Origin of the sequence: Bacillus cereus group sp. MG20 (assembly GCF_040459885.1) — a bacterium.
Classification (GTDB): domain Bacteria; phylum Bacillota; class Bacilli; order Bacillales; family Bacillaceae_G; genus Bacillus_A; species Bacillus_A cereus.
On sequence record NZ_JARVHF010000001.1, the window covers coordinates 2,729,329 to 2,752,690 of the forward strand.

The following is a 23,362-nucleotide window of genomic DNA, read 5'->3' on the forward strand; positions in this document are numbered from 1 at the left end:
CAATATAAAAATTAAATATGTTAATCATATCCTAGTTTTTAAATTATTACATTTCAATGATATTTTTGGTATTATTTAGATAAAATAGGAAAGGAATTAATTGAAATGGTATTTAGTAACCTTGTCTTTTTATGTTTATTTTTACCTGCCGTACTCTTAATTTATTATGCTGTACGCAAAGAACTACAAAATATAGTTTTATTATTTTTTAGTTTAGTATTTTATGCTTGGGGCGAACCCATTTATGTTTTCCTAATGCTGTTCTCTATCCTTGTTAACTATTGGTTTGGGATTTTATTAGGGAATAGTCGCTTCACAAATGGTCAAAGAAAATTATTACTAACGTTTGCAATTGTAATGAACACCGCTATTTTAGGATATTTTAAATATGCAAACTTTTTAGTAGATAATATTAACTCTATCTTACATACCCATATTGTTCTTGAAAAAATACCTTTACCAATTGGTATTTCATTTTTCACGTTCCATGCGATGAGTTATATTATCGATATTTATAAGAAAAAAGTCGATGCTCAACGAAATATCTTTGATTTGGCCTTATACTTTACTGTATTTCCACAGTTAGTAGCAGGACCAATTGTTCGTTATAATACAATTTCTCATCAATTACACGAGCGAACTGTTGATGCCGACAAATTCTCTGAAGGTGTCCGCCGATTTATTATTGGTTTAGGTAAAAAAGTTTTAATCGCTAACCAATTAGGTGTTATAGCCGATGAGATCTTCGCAATGAATCCTTCTGATATGAGTGTATCATTAGCTTGGATGGGAGCCATTGCCTATACGCTACAAATTTACTTTGATTTTTCTGGATATAGTGACATGGCAATTGGATTAGGTAAGATGTTTGGATTTGATTTTCTAGAAAACTTTAATTATCCATATATCTCAAAATCCATTTCTGAATTTTGGCGTCGTTGGCATATTTCGCTCGGTTCTTGGTTCCGTGATTATGTCTATATTCCACTTGGAGGAAATCGCGTTACAACTTGGAAAGTTTACCGTAACCTCTTCATTGTATGGGGACTAACCGGTTTTTGGCATGGTGCTAGTTGGACCTTTATGATTTGGGGTATTTATTATGGGGTTCTAATTGCACTTGAAAAAGCTAGACTCGAAAACCTACTTCAAAAATTATGGAGTCCTCTTCAACATATTTACGTGATGTTTTTAGTTATTATTGGATGGGTGTTTTTCCGTGCAGATAACTTCAGTTATTGCTTTGAATTCCTAAAATCCATGTTCGGATTTAACGGTCCGTTAACAGATATTAACAGTTACTTCTATATAATGAATTATTGGGGAATTTTCTTATTAGCTATTATTACTGCAGCACCCGTATTCCCATGGTTACAAAAAATGTTATCGACAAAAAGATTTGCTGTTTTATCGCCAGTATATTATTTAAGTATTCTAGTCATTGTTTTAGTATTCCTAACAAATGCAACTTATAATCCATTTATTTATTTCCGTTTTTAAAGGAGGTTCACTATGAAAAAATTTCAAAACCTCACTTTAATAATGGGGTTCCTTACAGTTATTTTTGGGGTGGGTATTTGGACAGCAAAAGTTATCCTTATAGATAAAAAAACATTTTCTGAATTTGAAAACAGAAACTTAGCAATTAGACCTGCTGTAAATGCTTCTACCATAAAAACTGGAGAGTTATTCAAAGGTATCGAAACACACTTTACAGACCATGTTGGACCTAGGGATCTCTTTCTTGAAAGCTATATAAAATTCCAACTCTCTATGAATCGAACATTCGTAAACAACATTCATGTTACAAACGATCAATTTATTTTTAATAGACCTAATATGGAAAATCATTTAAATGATGTTGATGCTGGTGTTCAGGAATTAAACACTTTGAAAAAAGATTTTCCACAAACAGAATTCTATTTCTCTTTAGTTCCTAGTAAGCAGACAGCGTTACAGTATAAGCTTCCCTCTTACCTAAATCTTGGTTACGAACAAATTCTTAGGGATCACCTTGCTGAGAAATTGACAGCAACGAAATTCCATATTATTGATGTATTACCAATGTTTAAAGAAAGATTTACTAACGAAAAACTAGAACGAATGTATTTAACTACAGATCATCATTGGAATATGGAAGGTGCCTTTTATGCATATGAGGATACGATGAACTTTATTAATTCTCATTCAAACAAATATAAAGGACAACCAATAAAGAAAGACAACTACACTATTAACTGGGAAAAACCGAAAGGAAAGTTTGTTGGTAGCTGGAATAATCAATTGTACCGCTTAATCGATACTTCATCCGTACAAATTCCATATGTCCACTATAATTTCGGTGAATCTTGGGACGACTACACAGTTTACTACGGCGCTATTAAAGATGATACCGCTAAGGAATCAATGAATCAGTTTTATGGAAAAGAAAAAGATATTCCTGCTCCTGGATATGCTAATGTTTATCAAACAGATTTCCCTGAAATAAATATCATTAATACAAAGGCGGACAATGATTTACACCTTGTTATCTTAAAAGATTCGTATGCTGATGCTACATATCCTTTATTTGCACGTAATTTTGCTAAAACAACTTTTATTGACCCTCGTTACACGCAAGGAAAAAGTGTGAAGCAGCAACTAGAAGAACAAAATGCAGATATTGTATTGTTTATATACAACGACACCAACGCTTATGGTGACATGTATAAATTTCAAAATGTAAAATAAAAACTATTTTCAAATTTAATCAGTGGGAATGAACCCCCACTGATTAAAGCCTTAATTTATATAGTAATATCGAGCTAATCTCAATCTAAAATCCTTCAAATCATTATACGCTTCTAAATTCGCTAACATCCCTCGAATAACTGGAATCCTTGGATTCGGCACTCTCATTTCGGATTCTAAAACATCTAAAGTAACTAAAACCTCATCATTTTCTAGTTGGTCTGCTAATGTTCGTTTTAATATAATAATTTCATTTAAAAAATGCTCTTTCACTTGTTCTTTAATAAGCTCTGAGCTACAAAAAAACTCTCCCATTTTTTCTTCATTTAAAACAGGCCCTTCTGAAGATTCTAGAAGCCCTTCTACTAAATCATCTACTCTTTTTAAAATAAATGAAGCAACATGAGCGAAATCAATTTCTGGTTCATTTAAAATAATTAATTGTAAATAACCATGGCATATACCTTCTACCATAATTACTAAATCTAATAAATATGGACTGACCTTTTCACCATAAATAGACAGTAAGCTACCTCGATAAAATGCATGAGATTCTAACTTCATCCGTAGCATAAACTCTTCTACTTCTTTATTAAACGGAATGGCATTTTCTCTTGCATGCATAATAATAAATTCTTTATGTTTTTGCACATCAGTAAACTGAAAGTATAATTGCTTTTCAAATTTTTCACGTGGTAGTAAAGACTCTTTTTCAATATCCAGCATTTTCTTTTGGATTTTGTCATAATAATATCGAAGCGTCGCTAATAAAAGCTCATCTTTTGATTTAAAATACAAATAAAAAGCTCCCTTTGAAATACCACAAGTGGTGACGATTTCTTGTACCGACGTTGCATTTACACCCTTAGTCGCAAATAACTTCATAGCCGCTTCTATAATTAAACGCTCTTTTTCTTTCATATCTTCTCTCCTAAATTTAATCTCGCATCTTATTATAAATGTATTATACCATCTCTTTTTATTGACGATTGACCAACTGGTCAGTTATATTATGTATTAGACTGACCAGTTGGTCAATACAATAAAAAGGGAGCGCAAACATGAACAAAATCATCAATTTCTCGTTAAAAAATAAGTTCGCAGTTTGGCTACTAACCATTATTGTTACTATTGCAGGGATCTACTCTGGACTCAATATGAAGCTGGAAACAATTCCTGATATTACAACACCGATTGTAACAGTAACTACGGTCTATCCTGGTGCTACACCAGAAGAAGTAGCTGATAAAGTTTCAAAGCCGATGGAAGAACAACTACAAAATTTAAGCGGTGTTAACGTTGTAAGCTCATCATCTTTTCAAAACGCATCTTCTATTCAAGTAGAATACGATTTTGATAAAAATATGGAAAAAGCAGAAACAGAAATTAAAGAAGCTCTCACAAATGTAAAACTCCCAGAAGGTGTTAAAGATCCTAAAGTTTCACGAGTAAACTTCAATGCTTTCCCAGTTATTTCGTTAAGCGTAGCAAGCAAGAATGAATCTTTAGCTACCTTAACTGAAAATGTAGAAAAAAATGTTGTACCAGGATTAAAAGGACTTGATGGTGTTGCATCTGTCCAAATTGCTGGCCAACAAGTAGATGAAGTACAGCTTGTCTTCAAGAAAGATAAAATGAAAGAACTAGGACTAAGTGAAGATACTGTAAAAAATGTGATTAAGGGATCGGATGTATCTTTACCACTTGGCTTATACACATTTAAAGACACGGAAAAATCAGTTGTTGTAGATGGCAATATTACAACGATTAAAGCATTAAAAGAACTTAAAATTCCAGCTATACCTTCCTCACCTAACGGTCAAGGTAGTCAAAATGCTGGCGCTGGTGCACAAACGCCGCAAATGAATCCAGCTGCTATGAACGGGATTCCAACAGTTACATTAGACGAAATTGCTGACATTAAAGAAATTGGGAAAGCAGAATCCATTTCTCGAACAAATGGAAAAGAAGCAATTGGAATTCAAATTGTGAAGGCCTCTGATGCAAATACAGTTGATGTTGTAAATGCAGTAAAAGATAAAGTAAAAGATCTTGAGAAAAAATATAAAGATTTAGAGATCATTTCAACATTCGACCAAGGTGCACCTATTGAAAAATCAGTTGAAACAATGCTAAGCAAAGCAATTTTCGGTGCTATCTTTGCGATTGTTATTATTATGCTGTTCCTACGAAATATTCGAACAACGTTAATCTCTGTCGTTTCAATACCACTTTCTTTATTAATTGCTGTTTTAGTCATAAAGCAAATGGATATTACGCTTAACATTATGACACTTGGAGCAATGACCGTTGCTATAGGCCGCGTTGTCGATGACTCAATTGTTGTTATTGAAAATATTTACCGACGTATGTCGTTATCAGAAGAGAAATTGCGCGGAAAAGATTTAATTCGTGAAGCTACGAAAGAAATGTTTATCCCAATTATGTCTTCTACCATTGTAACAATTGCTGTATTTTTACCACTTGGACTAGTAAAAGGTATGATTGGTGAAATGTTCTTACCATTTGCCTTAACTATCGTCTTCGCTTTATTAGCATCATTACTAGTAGCTGTTACAATCGTACCGATGCTAGCTCACTCTTTATTTAAGAAAGAGAGTATGAGGGAAAAAGAAGTACATCATGAAGAAAAACCAAGTAAATTAGCAAATGGTTATAAACGCATACTTGCATGGGCTTTAAATCACAAAATTATTACATCAAGTATCGCTGTCCTTCTATTGGTTGGTAGTCTTGCACTTGTACCAGTTATCGGTGTAAGTTTCTTACCTTCTGAAGAAGAAAAAATGATTATTGCAACATATAATCCTGAACCAGGTCAAACGTTAGAAGACGTTGAAAAAATTGCAACAAAAGCTGAGAAGCACTTCCAAGATAATAAAGACGTCAAAACAATTCAGTTCTCATTAGGTGGAGAGAATCCAATGAGTCCTGGTCAATCAAACCAAGCAATGTTCTTCGTGCAATATGATAACGACACGAAAAACTTCGAAAAAGAGAAAGAACAAGTCGTTAAAGATTTACAGAAGATGTCTGGCAAAGGCGAATGGAAAAACCAAGACTTCGGAGCAAGTGGCGGTAGTAATGAAATTAAACTATACGTTTACGGAGATAGCTCAGAAGACATTAAGCCTGTCGTAAAAGATATTCAAAATATCATGAAGAAAAATAAAGACTTAAAAGATATAGATTCTAGTATTGCAAAAACATATGCAGAGTACACTTTAGTCGCAGATCAAGAAAAGCTAAGTAAAATGGGCTTAACGGCTGCTCAAATTGGAATGGGACTTTCTAATCAACATGATCGCCCTGTTCTGACAACAATTAAAAAAGACGGTAAAGATATCAATGTATATGTAGAAGCTGAAAAACAAAATTATGAAACAATCGATGACTTAACAAATCGCAAAATTACAACACCACTTGGTAATGAAGTAGCTGTGAAAGATGTTATGACTGTAAAAGAAGGTGAAACATCGAATACAGTAACACACCGAGATGGACGTGTTTATGCAGAGGTTAGTGCAAAACTAACATCTGATGACGTTTCAAAAGCATCTGCTGCAGTCCAAAAAGAAGTAGATAAAATGGATCTTCCTTCCGGTGTAGATGTTTCTATGGGCGGTGTTACTAAAGATATTGAAGAATCATTCAAACAACTGGGCTTAGCGATGTTAGCTGCGATTGCCATTGTATACTTCGTTCTTGTCGTTACATTTGGCGGTGCTCTTGCACCATTCGCAATTTTATTCTCGCTACCATTCACAATTATTGGGGCTCTTGTTGCCTTATTAATCTCTGGTGAAACATTAAGTGTATCTGCAATGATTGGTGCGCTTATGTTAATCGGTATCGTTGTAACAAACGCAATCGTGCTTATCGACCGCGTTATTCATAAAGAAAATGAAGGTCTATCAACACGTGAAGCTTTATTAGAAGCTGGTGCAACACGCCTTCGTCCAATTTTAATGACTGCAATTGCAACAATCGGTGCTCTTATCCCGCTTGCATTAGGATTTGAAGGTAGTGGCTTAATTTCTAAAGGACTTGGTGTAACAGTAATTGGTGGATTAACAAGTTCAACGTTATTAACACTTCTTATTGTTCCAATCGTTTATGAAGTATTAAGCAAGTTCAAAAAGAAAAAAGTAAAATAACAAAAAAATAACCTCGCTAACTGCGAGGTTATTTTTTATTTCCAAACAAGATTAGGAAATCGCCATAGCCTTCTTTCTCTAATTCCTCTTTTGGAATAAATCGAAGAGCTGCGGAATTAATACAGTAACGAAGGCCATTTGGTCCTGGACCGTCTGGAAATACGTGCCCAAGATGTGAGTCTCCTTCTTTACTTCTCACTTCTGTACGTGTCATATTATGACTCACATCCATCTTTTCTTTCACACTTGCTGACATAACTGGTTTTGTAAAACTAGGCCATCCACATCCACTATCAAATTTGTCTAGAGAAGTAAACAGCGGCTCACCTGAAACGATGTCTACATAAAGACCTTCCTCTTTATGGTTCCAATACTCATTTCGAAATGGTGGTTCTGTACCATTTTCCTGTGTTACATAAAACTGCATCTCATTGAGTTTTTCTTTTAAATGAGCATTATCCTTTGGCCAATGTTGCTTAATAAAAGCATCTCGTCCTGAGCCTTTACGATATAACTCATAGCGGAATGTGTTTTTCTTATGATATCCTTGGTGATATTCTTCAGCTGGATAAAATGTAGCTGCTGGTAGTATTTTTGTCGCAATTGGTTTTGAAAAGCGTCCACTCTGCTCAAGCTCTTCTTTTGAGGCCTCAGCTTTTTTATGTTGTTCTTCATTATGATAAAAAATCACCGTTTCATAAGACTGCCCGCGGTCGTGGAATTGTCCCCCAATATCAGTCGGATCAATTTGTCTCCAATATATATTTAACAATTCCTCATACGGCATTTTATTTGCATCAAATGTAATTTGTACTGCTTCATAATGTCCTGTTGTTTCTGAGCACACTTCTTTATACGTTGGGTCCTCTTTATGACCGCCTGTATAACCTGAAACAACCTGTATAATTCCCTCCATCTCTTCAAATGGAGAAACCATACACCAGAAACACCCTCCAGCAAATGTAGCCAATTCTACCTTTTCATTTACAGCCATTACTTCACCCCTATTCTATATTCTCCTTACAGTATGGCATAAGAAACATAATGTTATAAAAGAAAAAGCATCGAACATCGATGCTTTTTCTCTACTTCACTTTATTTTGTTCCAACATCCTTCTCAATTTCATCACTTGTCACGTCTAAAACATCTAGTAAGAAAATGAAGATTGGAATACCGATAATCAGTCCCCATACACCTAAGAAGTGCTCTGAGAAAATTAATACCATAAAAGTATAGAAAATCGGTAAATTTGTTTTTTGCGACATAAACTTCGGATTTAATACGTAACTTTCAAGCGCATGAATCACTGTTACGATAACTAAAATATAAACAACGTACATAATACCGCCAATATTGTAAGCAATCATACAAAGTGGGAATAACGAAATGATAACCCCCGCTACTGGAATTAATCCAAGCAAGAAAATCATTAATGCTAAACCTAATAATTGCGGGAATCCTAATATCCATAGTGCAATCACGGATAAAACACAGTTAACAACTGCAATTAAAAATTGTGCTTCGATTACTTTTCCGAATGAACGTGCAAATTTCTTACCGAAGTACTCAATTTCAGTATAGAAAATTGCAAGCCTGCTTTCTTTAAACTTTGCAGTAAAACCAACAATACGAGATTTTTCTAGTAAGAAAAACAAACTCAAAATTAAAGAAAGTAAAACTTGAAGACCAAATTTACCAACATTCGTAATTGATTTATACAAAATGTCTACGCCTTGTCCTACATATTTAGAAAGCTCCATATGATTGACAGCATTAACTGCATACTTAATTAGTTCACTATCTGGTGGGTTTCTTAAAAATACATTGAATTGGTAAATCAATTGTGAAATTTGTATCGTTAATACTGGTAAATATTTAAATAGTGTAATAGCAATTCCACCAATTAACATTACATATAGAAATGCTATAATAATTTTTCGATTAATAGGCATGAAATGATCTAATTTGCGGGAAATAAACTTTTGGAATCGATCCATTAAATACGTGAGAATAAACGTAATTAATATTAAATTCAACATACTTTGCAGCCCGTATAACACGAGAGCAAGTATTACTAATACGAGTAACCTCTGAAATCCTTTGCTTTGAAACAGGTTTTTTATTTGCATAATCGACGAATACTCTCTCCTGTCCTATAAACTAAAACGTTAATAAGTAGATTTCTCTCTCTTTTCTACTTTTAATTATTCATTCATATTAAGATTTTTATAAACTCATTATATGCCTACCTTAACAGGTATATAGTAGCTTACTTCTTATTTTACAATACAATGACCTAATTCAAAACGTATTCTACATAGTATTAATGAAGATTTAAGGAAACTTACATTTTTTTAAATAGGTCTTACCACTACTGTAACATAAAAAGCAAGCTATCAGTAGAAATCTGTCCTACAAATAGCTTGCTTTTCTTATTTTTTAAGTAAGTTTTACTATCCAATGAATGGCATGAACATCGGGATGACAACTACTGTTACAACCCCAACTACCGTTACAGCGATACTTGCCATCGCTGCCTCTACCTCACCCATTTCAATTCCTACTGCAACTCCTAATGCATGGCCCGCTGTTCCAAGTGCTAAACCTTTTGCAATCGGATGCTTCACTCTAAATGTTTTTAAGAATAATGCTCCTAATGCGTATACGATAACTGCGTTGAAAATAACCGCAAACGATGTAATTGCAGGAATACCACCAATACTTTCTGAAATTGGTAACGCAATTGCTGTTGTTGCTGCTTGTGGTAGCATTGAATTCATTACTGCTGTATCTAAACCGATTGCTTTTGCAACAATGAACACGACAATTACTGAACAAATAGATCCAACCACGATAGCTGATAAAATTTGCCACCAATATTTTTTCAACTTATCAACTTGTTTATATAGTGGGATAGCGAATGCAATTGTTGCTGGCTCTAAGAAGAAACTAATCATTTTTCCACCAGTATTATATTCTTCAAAAGTAAAGTTACCTACCTTTAGAAAGACAATCCCTAATACCATCGCTACGAATAATGGTGTAAATAGGAAGAACCCTTTTGAATGCTTGAATAATAATGTTCCGATTCCGTATGCGATTAATGAAACGACGATTCCGAAATATGGAGTCATTGTGCTTGCCATGTTCATTACCTCCTAACAATATATAAATTCAATGGTTACGCAACCTTTCCGTGCTTGCGTCCTTTATTTACTATTTTCAATTCTTTTGTATCTTCTGTTTCTTTTTCATCTTTTCCTAAAATGAATTGTGCAAATAATCCTGTTACAGCGAGTAAAATAACTGTTGCTACAACAATTACAGTTAAAATTTGTACAAAGTATTGCCCCATTACACCAAGAGAATTAATAACTGAAATACCTGATGGGACGAAAAGGAATCCGATAATGCCGGTTAAAGCTGTTCCAAGTGATTCAACTTGCTCCAATTTAATTACTTTTAAACATAATAGACTAAATAAAATAACTAACCCGATTACCGATGAAGGCATTGGAATTGGTAAATGCGTTGCAATAATATTTGAAATTAACATAATAGCTGAGAATATAAATGCTTGTGATAAGAAACTATATACTTTTTTCGTACTCATTTTGGCCACCTCTTTCGATTTGGTACCTTTATTGTATAGGATATAAACACTAAAGTAAGCGTTTACATAACAGAACGTCAAATATACAGAATCAGTTACAAATATAAAAGGATGAAATACAAAAGCTGCTTCTTAAATACGAAGCAGCTTCTTGAGTTCTTTTGCATATGTACGGCTAACAGGTACTTTCGATCCTTCTTTCATGATTAAATTATAAGTAGAATTGAACCATGGCTGAATTTCAGTAATATGATTAATATTCGCAATAAAGCTACGATGGATGCGCATGAAGCTTGCTTGTGGTAACTTCTTCTCTAAAATTACAAGTGTATCATGTGTTACATACGTTTCCCTCATTGTTTTTACTGTTACTTTCCCATCTACAAGCCCTACATATATAATGTCTTCAATATTCACAAGTACGATTGATTCTTCAATTGGTAATGCTAATTTATGCATCTCTGCTGCTACATCTGTCCCCTTTATTTCGTGCTTCGTTTCTATTTGCGCTTGTTTTTGTTTTTTATACTTCTTTAATGTTTGCACAATACGTTCTTCATCAAATGGTTTTAAAATGTAGTCTAACGCATCTACTTCAAATGCTTGCAGCGCATATTGATCATAGGCAGTAGCAAATACAATTGCAGGTGGATTTTTCATCTTCTTTAATATATTCGCGATTTCAAATCCGTTATCATCGGATAATTGAATATCTAAAAACACAATATCTGGTCTACTTTGCATTAGTTCTTCTAATGCGTCTTCCACACAATCAGCCTCACCAACTATCTCAACTTCTTTCGTTCTCTCTAATAAATACTTTAGTTCATCACGTGCTAACATTTCATCGTCAACTACTAATACTTTTAACACCCGGCTCTTCCTCCCCTACTTTTTTTGGAATAATAAAGGTAATCTCCGTCCCTTTATTTAATTCACTTTCGATATGAAGCATCGTTTCTTTCCCAAATAACCCAATAAGACGTTCATTAATATTATATAAAGCTGTTCCAGTCCCTTTCTTTGATGAAACTACCATCTTTCCTAATTGTTCTAAACGTTCTTCCTCAATTCCCTGTCCATTATCTTTTACTTCAAAGTGAACCATACCCTCTTTTTCAAAAACATGCACTTCCACTTCGCATATTGGTTGCTTCTTCGGAAAAGCATGTCGCAGTGCATTTTCAACCAATAGTTGAAGAACAAATGGTGGTACTAAAGTTGTCTTTAGCTCATCCTCAATATACATCTTTACCTCATACTTATTTGGGAACCTTGCTTGTTCTAATGATAAGTATGCCTGTACGTGGTTTAATTCTTGCTCTAGTGGAATCAATAACTGACGTGCCCCTTGCAAATTACAACGAAAATACACGCTCAGCTGTAATAATAACTTCCTTGCTTTTTCTACATCTGTTCGGCATAAAGCTGATACTGTATTAATCGCATTAAATAAAAAGTGCGGGTTAATTTGTGCTTGTAATGCTTTTATCTCCGCATCTTGAAGTAATTTACTTTGCAACTCAGCTTCTCCTAACTCTAACTGCGTGGAGAATATCTTTGCTAACCCTTCTGCTAATTCTTCTTCAACGCGACTTAACTGGTTAGAATTTTTGAAATACAGTTTTAATGTACCTATCGTATTTCCATGTGAAGTTAGTGGAATAACAATAGCGGCTTGTAAGGGACAGCTTTCATGTTGGCAATTAATAACCTCACGTGATTTCGCCTTCATTATTTGCCCTGTATGTAAAACCTCTTTTGATAAACCAGTTATTAAACTATGTGAAGGAATATGGTGATCTGATGCTAATCCAACGTGCGCTAATATTTTCTCTGTATCTGTTAAAGATACCGCATCCGTTCCTGTAAAGCGGTGAATAATTTGTGCCACATGCTTACACGATTCTTCTGTTAAACCTTGACGAAAATACGGTAACGTTTTATCAGCAATACGCAATACTTTATGAGTCTGAAGTGCTTTTGCATTCTCCTCCTGACGCAAAATAGCTTGTATCATAGAAAGTAAAATAAAACTTCCAAAACTATTTACAAGAATCATCGGTATCGCTATTGTTTTCACAACGCTAATTCCATCCTCTATAATTAATAAAATCATAACCATTTCTAAAGATACGATAAAAACACTTAAAACTGCTGAAAACTTAGGAGTAATTGTACGATTATATTTTTTGAAAATATATCCGATATAACCAGTTATAATCCCCGCTAAAATAGAAGAGATTGCGCAACTTAGCGCTGTCGTACCACCAAGCATATAACGATGAATACCAGCAATAAACCCTACTCCAACCCCTACGATAGGGCCACCAAGTAAGCCACTAATACCAACACCCATAATACGCGTATTCGCAATTGTACTTGACGAAGAAACACCTTGTAACCAATTTTCATTCATAATCGTATTTCCTGCTATTTCAATCCCAGTGTAATTGCTTACAATTGTAAATACCGAAAAAATACAAATAAGCTTAAGCTTATCTACATAGCCATCCTGTTTATGAAGGAGACGTCTGAAAGTTTTAATATGAGAGAGTAAAAATCCTAAAATAACTATAAGTCCGACTCGTTCAATCATCATGAGTACTAAATTTAGCATCTTTGATTCATTCCTTTTTATTTAGTTAGTTTTATTATGGGAAAATAATGAAGTCGGCGTCAAGAAGAACGAAATATTTTTTGAAATATTTTACACATAATAACTTCCTCTTTATTTGACAATACAATAGAAGAGTGCTAAAAATAAAGTAATATAATACAGTCCTTTAACCCAACCCCGTGAGGTTGAGAAGGAAGTCGGAATACAATATACGTATGTTCTTTTTTTGGGATACGTATGCTTTTTTGGCCTTCTCATCATATCAGGTGAGAAGGCCTTTTGTTATTCTTCCATAGCGACTGTAGAAAATAAGGAGGAGTAATAATGAACGTCACTACTGATGTACAACAAATAACAGAGGAGACGAAAGCGAAAAGATATAAAACATTATTTGGTTCTGCGCTAGGATATGCAGCAGAAGGTTTAGATATGTTGCTATTATCTTTCGTACTTGTCTATATTTTAAAAGAGTTTCACTTAAGTCCTGTTGAAGGTGGAAACTTAACATTAGCTACCACAATAGGGATGTTAATTGGTTCTTATTTATTTGGATTTATTGCTGATTTATTTGGACGTATTCGTACAATGGCCTTCACAATCTTACTGTTTTCACTAGCAACCGCACTCATCTATTTCGCAACAGACTACTGGCAATTATTAATTCTTCGCTTTTTAGTTGGAATGGGAGTTGGTGGTGAATTCGGAATCGGAATGGCCATTGTAACAGAAACATGGTCTAAAGAAATGCGCGCTAAAGCGACATCTGTTGTTGCACTTGGATGGCAATTTGGTGTACTGGTTGCTTCACTCCTTCCAGCATTTATTGTCCCGCATTTTGGATGGAGAGCCGTTTTCTTATTTGGATTAATTCCAGCTTTACTAGCCGTCTATGTCCGTAAAAGTTTAAGTGAACCGAAAATATGGGAGCAAAAACAACGCTACAAAAAAGAACTATTGCAAAAAGAAGCTGCAGGTAAATTAACACCTACTGAAGCAGAACAACTAAAACATATAAAAAAATTCCCACTTCGAAAGTTATTTGCCAGTAAAAAAGTAACAATCACAACAATCGGTCTTATTATTATGTCATTTATCCAGAACTTCGGATATTACGGAATCTTCACATGGATGCCAACTATTTTAGCAAATAAATATAACTATACATTAGCAAAAGCAAGTGGCTGGATGTTCATTTCTACCATCGGTATGCTAATTGGAATTGCAACCTTTGGTATTCTAGCTGATAAAATTGGTCGTCGTAAAACTTTTGCAATTTATTATATTGGCGGTACAGTATACTGTCTCATTTACTTCTTCTTATTCACAGATTCAACATTATTATTATGGGGAAGTGCATTGCTTGGATTCTTTGCAAATGGAATGATGGGAGGATTTGGGGCAATTTTAGCTGAAAACTATCCTGCTGAAGCTCGCTCTACCGCAGAAAACTTTATTTTCGGTACAGGGCGTGGATTAGCTGGATTTGGGCCTGTTATTATCGGCTTACTCGCTACAGGTGGCAACCTACTTGGAGCATTGTCCCTGATTTTTATCATCTACCCAATCGGGTTAATTACAATGCTACTATGTGTACCAGAAACAAAGGGAAAAGTATTAGATTAAACGTAAAAGAGGAAGCATCTCATTTAAGATGCTTCCTCTTTTACGTTTTTATTTATTTTGATTTACTAGCCTTCTGAAATAAGAATGCAGTTTTATCTTCTTCTTTTACAATACCTTGTTTTAATGCTAATTCTCCCGCAACTTTAGGCGCTAACCATAGCATCGGGAATAACAAAATTGATACCGGAACTGCCGTCACTACGATAAACGATTGTAGCGCATTAATACTTCCTTCACCCATATATAAAAGAATTGCTGCAACTGCTCCCATAATAAGCGACCAAAAAATTCGCAAACTAATTCTAGGATCTCCGTCTCCAGTCACTGCCATTGAAATGGAATACGCCATTGAATCTCCTGTTGTCACTACAAATAAAATTGTTAATAAAAGAAATGCTGGTCCAATAATATTAGAAAGTGGCAATTGTCCTGTAATTGCAATCATAGCTGCCGGCATACCAGATTCACTTAATGCGTCCGAGATAGAACCAGGATTCATTAACTCATAAAACACACCTGATCCACCTAATATAGTAAACCAAAACGTTGTAATAATAGGTGCGATAATTCCAATTGCAACGATGATTTCTCGAATCGTTCTCCCTCTTGAAATTCGACTCACTAAAATTGCCATCATCGGTCCGTATCCAATAAACCATCCCCAGAAAAAGATTGTCCAAGATCCTAACCAACTTGTATCACCACGGTATGTGCTCATCGGTATAAACTCACTTACATAAAATCCAAACGAAGAAACAAACGAATCAATAATAAATCCACCTGGCCCAAATAGTAATATGAATGCCATTAACAAAATTGCTAATCTAACATTTAAATTACTTATAATTTGAATCCCTTTATCAATACCTGTTACTGCCGATATGGTAGACACGGCCACTACACAAACAATAATTGTTAATTGAGTAGTGAATACATCAGAAATTCCAAATAATTCTTGTAACCCATAACTTGCTTGTAAACCTAAAAATCCAATTGGGCCAATTGTACCTGCAGCTACTGCAATAATTGCAGCTGCATCAATTATCGTTCCAAGCAGGCTCTTTCTTAATTTTTCCCCAAAAATAGGATATAAAAGCGTTCGAGGTTTTAGCGGCATACCTTTATGATAATGTCCATACATCATAACTACCGCACTAATTGTACCTAAAATCGTCCATGCTAAAAATCCCCAATGCATATAACTTTGTGCTAAAGCAGGCATAACTGCTTCTTTCGTTCCAGCAGATATACCATCATGTATTGGTGGCACCGTCATCAAATGGTACATTGGCTCTGCTGCTGCCCAAAAAACGCCACCTCCGGCAAGTAATGTAGACATAATAATAGCAAGCCATTTTGCCGTACTAATCTCAGGTTTTTCTAATCCCCCAAGTTTAACTCTCCCATATTTGGAGAACGCCATACACATCGCAACAATAAATGTACCTAATAATAAAACTTGCCAGAAGGCACCAAAATATTTAATTGAAAAAGCGAAACTGTTATTAATCGCACTCTCTACATAATCCTTGTTCAAAAAAACTGCAATTACAAATAATAAAAGTGAACCACCGCTAATAATAAATACAGGCCAATCAGTTTTTCGACTCTTCATCCTCATTTACACTTCCTCCTTCCTCAGCAATCTAAAAAAACAACTCTATTATGTTTTATTGTTTAAACCCAAAACACAATAATTATATATGCATAACATTTTATCGACTTCCCACATACTTATGTTGTCCCTAAAAATATGCCAAATCCCTTATTAAAAAGAAAAAATCTCTTTCTCTTACATAAAAAAGCAAAACAAAAGACCTTATATTTCTATAAGGTCTTCGAAACAGAAATTTGATTATAACATAAGGAACTCCTTGGTTCAAAAATCCTCTTCCAAAAATAACCGAGAGTAAAGGCTTCCATTTGCTACATAACAGTAATTAAAAAAAATATATTTTGCAGAAAAAAACTGCACTAAATATTATTTATGAAAGAAATTTGGCTTCAAAATTTCATTCGGATACGGTTTATGATAAATATGAGTGGTAGCTGGAGATAATGGTGGAATAAGCCACACCCAATTACCTGTTACAACACGACCACAAGCAGCTTCTTGCTTCTCAAATTGCTGAAATTGTTGTGCAGCAGTATGATGATCAACAATACTAACTCCTTGTTTTTTAAAAGAGTGTAGTACGGCAATATTCAACTCAATTAGCGCCTTATCCTTCCATAACGTACCGTTTCTCGATGTATCTAAATCCATCATCTCCGCAACAGCCGGAAGTAAATTATAACGATCATGATCCGCTAAGTTGCGCGCCCCAATTTCTGTTCCCATATACCATCCATTGAACGGAGCGGCTGTATAAGAAATACCGCCAATTTCTAAGCGCATATCTGAAATCATTGGAACCCCATACCATTTTGCTCCAAGTGATGAAATAGGGTATTCTGGGTGTTCAATTGGCACTTCTTTTATTTCTTTCCTCGGAATTTCTTTATATGTAGGCGCCTTCCCGTTTATAGAAAATACAAGTGGCAATACATCGAAATTCGTACCTTCTCCTTGCCAGCCAAGCTCCTGACAAAAGTCCGTAAATGTAGCGGAATGCGAGTCACCGATCACTCCCATTTCTGTTTTATATCCTGCATATCGAATCAATTGGTGATTATAAATTCGTATATTATTTTCCTCACCTTGATATTGCTTAAAAATCGTAATGGTTGGTTTAACTTTTCCATCGTTCGTTGCATATTTAATATGATGAATTAATGCATTATATACACCCTCTTCATCATTTACTTCGCGCGCATCTAATATGTGCATCTTACTCCAAAATAGTCTTCCAATACATCTATTACTGTTACGCCATGCCATTCGTGAACCATGAACAAGTTCTTCAAATGTATGCTCATATGTCCCTGTCTTCTCTATCTCAATTTGAATTTCTTTTATACGTTCTTCTATCAATTGTTCTTTATGAAGCTCCTTATAACAAATCGTAATAAAATTACTTGCTTCCTCTATTAATTGTTTCGTTTTACTCATAAACAATCTCCTTCTATTTCAACAAAACCTTGCTACTTTACAGTATAAGCAAAAAGGATAGGAGTCACAAATGAAATTGAGAGTGTTACTTTTATTGTAATATTTTTCAGAAAATTAACAGACTTACTATTGACTTATATGGAAAATGGGTGTATTTTTGACTCAGGTAAAGTATTTTTACCTAGACCAACTTTTTTAAATAGAAAGGAGGTAATGTTATGTCTTCATTTCAATTGCCAAAGCTTTCATATGACTATGATGAACTAGAGCCACATATCGATAGCAATACACTTTCCATTCATCATGGAAAGCACCATGCGACATACGTAAACAATTTAAATGCTACTTTAGAAAATTATACTGAATTACATAATAAATCTTTAGAAGAATTGCTATGTAATTTAGATGCTTTACCGAAGGAAATTGTTACAGCTGTAAGAAATAACGGTGGTGGTCACTATTGTCATAGTCTTTTTTGGGAAGTGATGAGCCCACGAGGTGGCGGTGAGCCTAATGGAGACGTTGCAAAAGTAATTGATTATTATTTCAATACCTTTGACAACTTAAAAGATCAACTTTCCAAAGCAGCTATTAGTCGTTTTGGAAGTGGCTATGGATGGCTTGTTCTTGACGGTGAGGAACTCTCTGTTATGAGTACACCAAATCAAGATACGCCTTTGCAAGAAGGGAAAATCCCCTTACTCGTAATTGATGTATGGGAACATGCTTATTATTTAAAGTATCAAAATCGGCGCCCAGAGTTTGTTACCAATTGGTGGCATACAGTAAACTGGGACCAAGTAAACGAGAAGTATTTACAAGCAATTCAATCACAAAAACATTAGTCGTATGTATAAGGTAAATTTGGTAATGTAAAATCAGTATTGTCGAAATCCTCCAGAATCCCCCGGATTGCCACCGGGGGATTTATGATTACTTCATTGTATTTATATAATGTTTTAAAACATTTTTTATTTCTAGTTTCAGCTCTCGGAACAAAAATCCGAATTTACGAGCCTTTCCATTATGTAACGTACAGTTAGTTACCTCATTATAAGGAGCTATATTTTCTCCAGCTTCCTGGATGAGTGCTTTTATTCCCGTCTTCTCTTCTATGAAATGAATAATTTCTTCCGTAGAAACTACCCCGTTACTACAGGCGTTAATTGGTCCTTTCACATTTTCCATTCCGCACCAAGCTAGAAACTCTCCTGCCTCTTTTTCATGTATAAATGACAAAGTTCCATCTACATGATCCACAACGATAGGTTTTTGGTTCACAACACATTCAACGTAAAATTGTAACCTTTTCGTATAGTCATTTTCTCCAATAACAACTGGAAAACGCACTGCAACGACTGGGAATGTTGCATATTGAAATAAAACCGCTTCGGCTAATCGCTTTCCTTCACTATAATTAAAATCATTTCTATCTCCATATGTAATTGCATATTCGTATGGATTAAAGTCCTCTTCTAACAAACTTAATGCAGGTTCATAGACAGCCATTGAAGATGTCATAATATACTTCTTCGTTTTTCCTTTCAAAACTTCACATACCATTTTCGCTGCATTTGAACTATAGCATAAATTATCGTATACAATATCATAACTTTTTCCTTCTAGACGCTCTTCTAGTAGCTTTCTATCTTCTCTATCGACAATTATTCTTTTTACTGCGCTACCAAAAGAATCTTCAGTAACTCCCCTTGTGGCAATTGTTACATCGTGTCCAGCTTGCAAAAGGTACTCTACTAAATGTTTACCAAAAAACCTTGTTCCTCCTAGCACCAACACCTTCTTCAATTTCATCATCCCCATTTTCATGATTTATGAGATACCACCTCTTTTATTATAAAACGCTAATATATAAAAAAGCATGAAATCAGTTTAACGATTCCATGCTTTTATGCAGATCATATATTAACGTACTCGATATTTATAAATACAATAACAGAAGTACAAAATAGAAATTACTGATACATAAACCCATAGTTCATATACGAATCTCTCTCCCCATACTCCCATAAAATAAAATAGTGAAGGTAAAGTCAATGTTACCCATGATTGTACGAAGGCAATCCTTCCAAGATATTGATTGATGTTCTTCTTTTGTGTATTTAATACAAAGAATAAATACCAAAGTAATGCCCACATAAACCACGTTAATGCATTAACAACATCATGGAATTGAACAAATGAAACAACCATATAGAATAAAGCAATAATTGCTACCCAAATACAAAACCATCCTAGACCACTACTATCCATTCCTTTTATAAAAGTAACACCTACATATAAATAAGTTAATCCAAATAAGAAAGTAGCCGCATATGAATACACTGTCCAATTGCTTTGGTCAGAAATCATGATCAAATAAAACGGAATAATAATTTGTAGTGCACCCACAAATAAATTAAAAACACCCGCACTTTTCATCTCTGCTTTCCCTAATATAACAAGACTATTTAAAAATAAAGCTGCCCCTGAAAGTAATAATCCTATATAACCCATATATATTCGTGTGAAAATCTTTACCTTTCACACTTTTAACCTCCCCACACTATAAAGTGATACTGATATTATTTTTCTTCCCATTTAAAACTACATACATAATTTTTCATCTGAATAAGTCAGACCTCCTACTTCAAAAAAGAGGAAACTTAAAACGCTTTCAATAATAAATAATCCTATCAAAATATGAAATAGGATTCCTTGATTATAAACGGACTCTAGCAATGATACAAGTGTTGGAATACTTTTCAATAATACGCTTTCAATTTCTATAAAAAATTAATAAAATAATACATTCCTCTATCTCATTCTACTATCTTCTAGCATAAGATATTGTAAAATCATATCATTTAAAACAGCAAACGTTCTTTTCTAGGTTCGCTAATAAACTTAATAAAAAATGACCTCTTGCTTTTATGCAAAGGTCATTTTTTTATTCATCATTAAACTTCTAAATAGCCATTTTTATTATTTGATTGCCATTTCCAAGAATCTGCACACATCTCTTCTAATCCGCGTGTTGCCTCCCAGCCTAATTCACGCTTTGCTTTAGATGCATCAGCAAAACACACTGCCACGTCACCTGGGCGACGCTCTGTAATTTTATAAGGAACTTTCTTGCCCGAAACTTTTTCAAACGCTTTAACCATCTCTAGTACACTATAGCCCATGCCTGTGCCTAGGTTATAAGCATCTACTCCTGTTGTATTCAGTACTTTCTCAAGCGCCTTTACGTGACCATTTGCTAAGTCCACAACATGAATGTAATCACGGACTCCCGTTCCATCTTTCGTTGGATAGTCATTTCCGAATACACTTAATTCTTTTAACTTACCTACTGCTACTTGCGTTACATATGGCATTAAGTTATTTGGAATTCCATTTGGATCTTCTCCGATACGCCCACTTTCGTGTGCACCAAATGGATTGAAATAGCGAAGTAATGCGATACTCCATTCTGCATCTGCAAATGCTACATCACGCATAATTTGCTCAATCATTAATTTCGTTTGACCATATGGATTTGTTGCACTTAATGGAAACTCCTCCGTAATCGGTGACGTTTCTGGAATACCATATACAGTTGCAGATGAACTAAAGATCATCTTCTTAACATTATGTTTCTGCATTACTTCACATAGCACTAACGTGCTTGTAATGTTGTTATGATAATATGTTAATGGAATCGCTACTGACTCCCCTACAGCTTTAAACCCTGCAAAGTGAATAACTGCGTCAATTGCATTTTCTTCAAAAATTGCGTCAATTGCTTCATGATTTAAAACATCTTCTTTATAAAACTTAAATTGTTTTCCTGTTATTTCTTTCACTCGATTTATAGATTCTACCGAGCTATTCGAAAGGTTATCCACTACTATAACTTCGTAACCGCTATTTAGTAATTCTACACATGTATGACTACCAATATATCCTGCTCCACCTGTTACAAGTATTGCCATAATTATAGTCCTCCATATTTCATTCATTATAAACTTCTCAAAGTATATCACATATTTCTTATCCTATGTTTAACATGCGAACACAGAAACTTACATTTTATCCCATAATAATTTTATAACATATATGATTCTAATCAGGTAATAAAAAAACGCCACATAATTTTTATTATGTGGCGTTTTTTTATTAAATTACGTAACAATATACACTTAGAAAATGCGCAAGACTACCTAATAATACAAAAACATGAAAAATTTCATGATGCCCCATATATTTAAACTCTAACCATTTTGGCTTTGTTCCATAAATAAATCCACCAATTGTATAAAAAATGCCTCCAAGTACTAAGAAAATAATGCCTCCTGTACTTAAATTTTCAGCTAACGGTGCAAAGAATAAAACAATTAACCAACCCATCGTAATATAAATTGCTGTCGATAACCATCTTGGACAATTAAACCAAAACATCTTAAATACAATGCCACAAATCGCAGTTGCATAAACTAAACAAAATAATAGTAAACCACTTGCTGAATTTAATGTAATTAAGCAAAAGGGTGCATATGTACCTGCAATTAATATAAAAATCATAGAATGATCTAGCTTCCTAAAGAAGTAAATAACACGTTCATTGGCCACAACACTATGATACACAGCTGATGCCGTATAAAGGACCATCATTCCAATACCAAACAAAATAACAGCTGTAATTGCAGCAAATGATGGCATCTTAATAGAAACTTTCACAAGCATAGCTAATAAGGCAATAAATGATAATATCGCTCCACCTAAGTGAGTAAATGCGTTAACTGGTTCCCTTACATAAGTATTCATAATAACACCCCTCATATAATTACATGTAGTTTTAATAACTACATGTAATTATATACACATTTCTTTTTAAGGTCAACATTTACAATTCATTTGTTTCGTAATACCATATTTAAAGATATATTAAACATTAAGTTCCACTAAGTTATAAAAGTGAGGGATTTTACGTGGAAAATATAAATGAATTACTTGAGACATTACATTTAGAAAAAAATATTAAACTTGAGGATATTCCAAATGTTGACTTATATGTAGACCAAGTTGTCCAACTATTTGAGAATACTTATGCAGATACAACAAGAACTGACGATGAAAAAGTATTAACAAAAACGATGATTAATAATTACGCAAAAGGGAAACTATTTATCCCTATCAAAAATAAAAAGTATTCAAAAGAGCATATGATTTTAATTAGCCTAATTTACCAATTAAAGGGCGCACTCTCCATTAACGATATAAAAAGTTCATTAGAAAATATAAATGACTCCTTATTAAACGATGATTCATTCGAATTAAATGCGGTATATAAAAATTATCTTGCTCTTACTGAAAGCAATGTCGAAAGCTTTAAACAAGACGTAAATAAACGTGTTACAGAAGTAAATGAGATTTCTTCCTTAGAAGATACAAAGCTAGAAAAATTTCTACTACTAACATCCTTTGTGACTATGAGTAATATGTATAGACGTTTAGCAGAGCAACTAGTTGATGATTTGAAAAAATCATAAATAAAAAACTATCC

The 23,362-nt window shown here is 34.1% G+C and carries 19 protein-coding genes; 6 read left to right on the top strand and 13 right to left on the bottom strand.

The window, feature by feature from the left end; genetic code table 11:
* Positions 1-105: 105 nt before the first annotated feature.
* On the top strand, positions 106-1,500 hold the full coding sequence (locus QCI81_RS13995; protein WP_353810827.1) for an MBOAT family O-acyltransferase: 1,395 nt from the start codon (positions 106-108) through the stop codon (positions 1,498-1,500).
* Between the two features lie 12 nt (positions 1,501-1,512).
* Entirely contained in the window at positions 1,513-2,730 is a 1,218-nt protein-coding gene (locus tag QCI81_RS14000) for an alginate O-acetyltransferase AlgX-related protein (protein ID WP_353810828.1), read from the top strand.
* A gap of 51 nt (positions 2,731-2,781) precedes the next feature.
* On the opposite strand, the gene QCI81_RS14005 is transcribed toward QCI81_RS14000, so the two are convergent.
* Positions 2,782-3,651 (bottom strand): TetR/AcrR family transcriptional regulator, encoded by an 870-nt coding sequence (locus QCI81_RS14005; protein ID WP_353810829.1) that lies wholly within the window; start codon positions 3,649-3,651, stop codon positions 2,782-2,784.
* Between the two features lie 140 nt (positions 3,652-3,791).
* On the opposite strand from QCI81_RS14005, the gene QCI81_RS14010 reads away from it, so the two are divergent.
* On the top strand, positions 3,792-6,908 hold the full coding sequence (locus tag QCI81_RS14010) for an efflux RND transporter permease subunit (protein WP_071731546.1): 3,117 nt from the start codon (positions 3,792-3,794) through the stop codon (positions 6,906-6,908).
* A 28-nt stretch (positions 6,909-6,936) separates the two neighbouring features.
* Here the strand turns inward: QCI81_RS14010 and msrB are convergent, their stop codons facing one another.
* From msrB to lytS, 6 genes are all read right to left on the bottom strand, one after another.
* The gene (msrB, locus tag QCI81_RS14015; RefSeq protein WP_000290179.1) at positions 6,937-7,902 is read right to left on the bottom strand and encodes a peptide-methionine (R)-S-oxide reductase MsrB; all 966 of its coding nucleotides are present in this window, start codon (positions 7,900-7,902) and stop codon (positions 6,937-6,939) included.
* A gap of 101 nt (positions 7,903-8,003) precedes the next feature.
* Positions 8,004-9,038 (bottom strand): AI-2E family transporter, encoded by a 1,035-nt coding sequence (locus QCI81_RS14020; RefSeq protein ID WP_001166009.1) that lies wholly within the window; start codon positions 9,036-9,038, stop codon positions 8,004-8,006.
* A 324-nt stretch (positions 9,039-9,362) separates the two neighbouring features.
* Entirely contained in the window at positions 9,363-10,055 is a 693-nt protein-coding gene (gene lrgB, locus QCI81_RS14025) for an antiholin-like protein LrgB (RefSeq protein ID WP_000168869.1), read from the bottom strand.
* A 35-nt stretch (positions 10,056-10,090) separates the two neighbouring features.
* Positions 10,091-10,522: an antiholin-like murein hydrolase modulator LrgA gene (gene lrgA, locus QCI81_RS14030; protein ID WP_053563271.1), complete on the bottom strand. Its 432-nt coding sequence runs from the start codon at positions 10,520-10,522 to the stop codon at positions 10,091-10,093.
* Between the two features lie 132 nt (positions 10,523-10,654).
* A complete protein-coding gene (locus QCI81_RS14035) occupies positions 10,655-11,395 on the bottom strand; it encodes a LytR/AlgR family response regulator transcription factor (protein ID WP_000921848.1) in 741 nt (246 codons plus the stop codon).
* Positions 11,373-13,142: a two-component system sensor histidine kinase LytS gene (gene lytS, locus QCI81_RS14040; protein ID WP_000933592.1), complete on the bottom strand. Its 1,770-nt coding sequence runs from the start codon at positions 13,140-13,142 to the stop codon at positions 11,373-11,375. Before lytS ends, QCI81_RS14035 begins: the two co-directional genes overlap by 23 nt.
* A 324-nt stretch (positions 13,143-13,466) precedes the next feature.
* Here lytS and QCI81_RS14045 point away from each other — a divergent pair, with 324 nt between their 5' ends.
* Positions 13,467-14,765 (top strand): MFS transporter, encoded by a 1,299-nt coding sequence (locus tag QCI81_RS14045; RefSeq protein ID WP_016513283.1) that lies wholly within the window; start codon positions 13,467-13,469, stop codon positions 14,763-14,765.
* A 52-nt stretch (positions 14,766-14,817) separates the two neighbouring features.
* On the opposite strand, the gene QCI81_RS14050 is transcribed toward QCI81_RS14045, so the two are convergent.
* Positions 14,818-16,386 (bottom strand): BCCT family transporter, encoded by a 1,569-nt coding sequence (locus tag QCI81_RS14050; RefSeq protein ID WP_081144057.1) that lies wholly within the window; start codon positions 16,384-16,386, stop codon positions 14,818-14,820.
* Positions 16,387-16,746: 360 nt separating this feature from the next.
* Positions 16,747-17,817: a nitric oxide synthase oxygenase gene (locus QCI81_RS14055; RefSeq protein ID WP_353810830.1), complete on the bottom strand. Its 1,071-nt coding sequence runs from the start codon at positions 17,815-17,817 to the stop codon at positions 16,747-16,749.
* 218 nt (positions 17,818-18,035) lie between these two features.
* On the opposite strand from QCI81_RS14055, the gene sodA reads away from it, so the two are divergent.
* Positions 18,036-18,662 carry a superoxide dismutase [Mn] gene (gene sodA, locus QCI81_RS14060; protein WP_000094037.1) on the top strand — a complete coding sequence of 209 codons (627 nt, stop codon included), beginning with the start codon at positions 18,036-18,038 and terminating at the stop codon, positions 18,660-18,662.
* Positions 18,663-18,750: 88 nt separating this feature from the next.
* On the opposite strand, the gene QCI81_RS14065 is transcribed toward sodA, so the two are convergent.
* From QCI81_RS14065 to trhA, 4 genes are all read right to left on the bottom strand, one after another.
* A complete protein-coding gene (locus QCI81_RS14065) occupies positions 18,751-19,644 on the bottom strand; it encodes an NAD-dependent epimerase/dehydratase family protein (protein WP_100910525.1) in 894 nt (297 codons plus the stop codon).
* Between the two features lie 96 nt (positions 19,645-19,740).
* A complete protein-coding gene (locus tag QCI81_RS14070; RefSeq protein WP_098675377.1) occupies positions 19,741-20,331 on the bottom strand; it encodes an AmiS/UreI family transporter in 591 nt (196 codons plus the stop codon).
* 443 nt (positions 20,332-20,774) lie between these two features.
* The gene (galE, locus tag QCI81_RS14075; protein ID WP_098852046.1) at positions 20,775-21,791 is read right to left on the bottom strand and encodes a UDP-glucose 4-epimerase GalE; all 1,017 of its coding nucleotides are present in this window, start codon (positions 21,789-21,791) and stop codon (positions 20,775-20,777) included.
* Between the two features lie 184 nt (positions 21,792-21,975).
* Positions 21,976-22,623 carry a PAQR family membrane homeostasis protein TrhA gene (gene trhA / locus QCI81_RS14080; RefSeq protein WP_001099728.1) on the bottom strand — a complete coding sequence of 216 codons (648 nt, stop codon included), beginning with the start codon at positions 22,621-22,623 and terminating at the stop codon, positions 21,976-21,978.
* Positions 22,624-22,787: 164 nt separating this feature from the next.
* Between trhA and QCI81_RS14085 the strand changes: the two genes are divergently transcribed.
* Positions 22,788-23,348, top strand: a complete 561-nt coding sequence (locus tag QCI81_RS14085) for a DUF1836 domain-containing protein (RefSeq protein ID WP_000427876.1) — start codon at positions 22,788-22,790, stop codon at positions 23,346-23,348.
* Positions 23,349-23,362: the final 14 nt, after the last annotated feature.

Excerpts from the sequence above, each read along its gene's own strand:
- QCI81_RS14000 (WP_353810828.1), top strand. The coding sequence starts at position 1,513 with ATGAAAAAATTTCAAAACCTCACTTTAATAATGGGGTTCCTTACAGTT.
- QCI81_RS14045 (WP_016513283.1), top strand. The coding sequence starts at position 13,467 with ATGAACGTCACTACTGATGTACAACAAATAACAGAGGAGACGAAAGCG.
- lytS (WP_000933592.1), bottom strand. The coding sequence starts at position 13,142 with ATGCTAAATTTAGTACTCATGATGATTGAACGAGTCGGACTTATAGTT.
- QCI81_RS13995 (WP_353810827.1), top strand. The coding sequence starts at position 106 with ATGGTATTTAGTAACCTTGTCTTTTTATGTTTATTTTTACCTGCCGTA.
- sodA (WP_000094037.1), top strand. The coding sequence starts at position 18,036 with ATGTCTTCATTTCAATTGCCAAAGCTTTCATATGACTATGATGAACTA.
- QCI81_RS14010 (WP_071731546.1), top strand. The coding sequence starts at position 3,792 with ATGAACAAAATCATCAATTTCTCGTTAAAAAATAAGTTCGCAGTTTGG.
- QCI81_RS14005 (WP_353810829.1), bottom strand. The coding sequence starts at position 3,651 with ATGAAAGAAAAAGAGCGTTTAATTATAGAAGCGGCTATGAAGTTATTT.
- msrB (WP_000290179.1), bottom strand. The coding sequence starts at position 7,902 with ATGGCTGTAAATGAAAAGGTAGAATTGGCTACATTTGCTGGAGGGTGT.
- QCI81_RS14020 (WP_001166009.1), bottom strand. The coding sequence starts at position 9,038 with ATGCAAATAAAAAACCTGTTTCAAAGCAAAGGATTTCAGAGGTTACTC.
- galE (WP_098852046.1), bottom strand. The coding sequence starts at position 21,791 with ATGGCAATACTTGTAACAGGTGGAGCAGGATATATTGGTAGTCATACA.
- QCI81_RS14070 (WP_098675377.1), bottom strand. The coding sequence starts at position 20,331 with ATGGGTTATATAGGATTATTACTTTCAGGGGCAGCTTTATTTTTAAAT.
- lrgB (WP_000168869.1), bottom strand. The coding sequence starts at position 10,055 with ATGGCAAGCACAATGACTCCATATTTCGGAATCGTCGTTTCATTAATC.
- QCI81_RS14055 (WP_353810830.1), bottom strand. The coding sequence starts at position 17,817 with ATGAGTAAAACGAAACAATTAATAGAGGAAGCAAGTAATTTTATTACG.
- QCI81_RS14065 (WP_100910525.1), bottom strand. The coding sequence starts at position 19,644 with ATGAAAATGGGGATGATGAAATTGAAGAAGGTGTTGGTGCTAGGAGGA.
- trhA (WP_001099728.1), bottom strand. The coding sequence starts at position 22,623 with ATGAATACTTATGTAAGGGAACCAGTTAACGCATTTACTCACTTAGGT.
- QCI81_RS14050 (WP_081144057.1), bottom strand. The coding sequence starts at position 16,386 with ATGAGGATGAAGAGTCGAAAAACTGATTGGCCTGTATTTATTATTAGC.
- lrgA (WP_053563271.1), bottom strand. The coding sequence starts at position 10,522 with ATGAGTACGAAAAAAGTATATAGTTTCTTATCACAAGCATTTATATTC.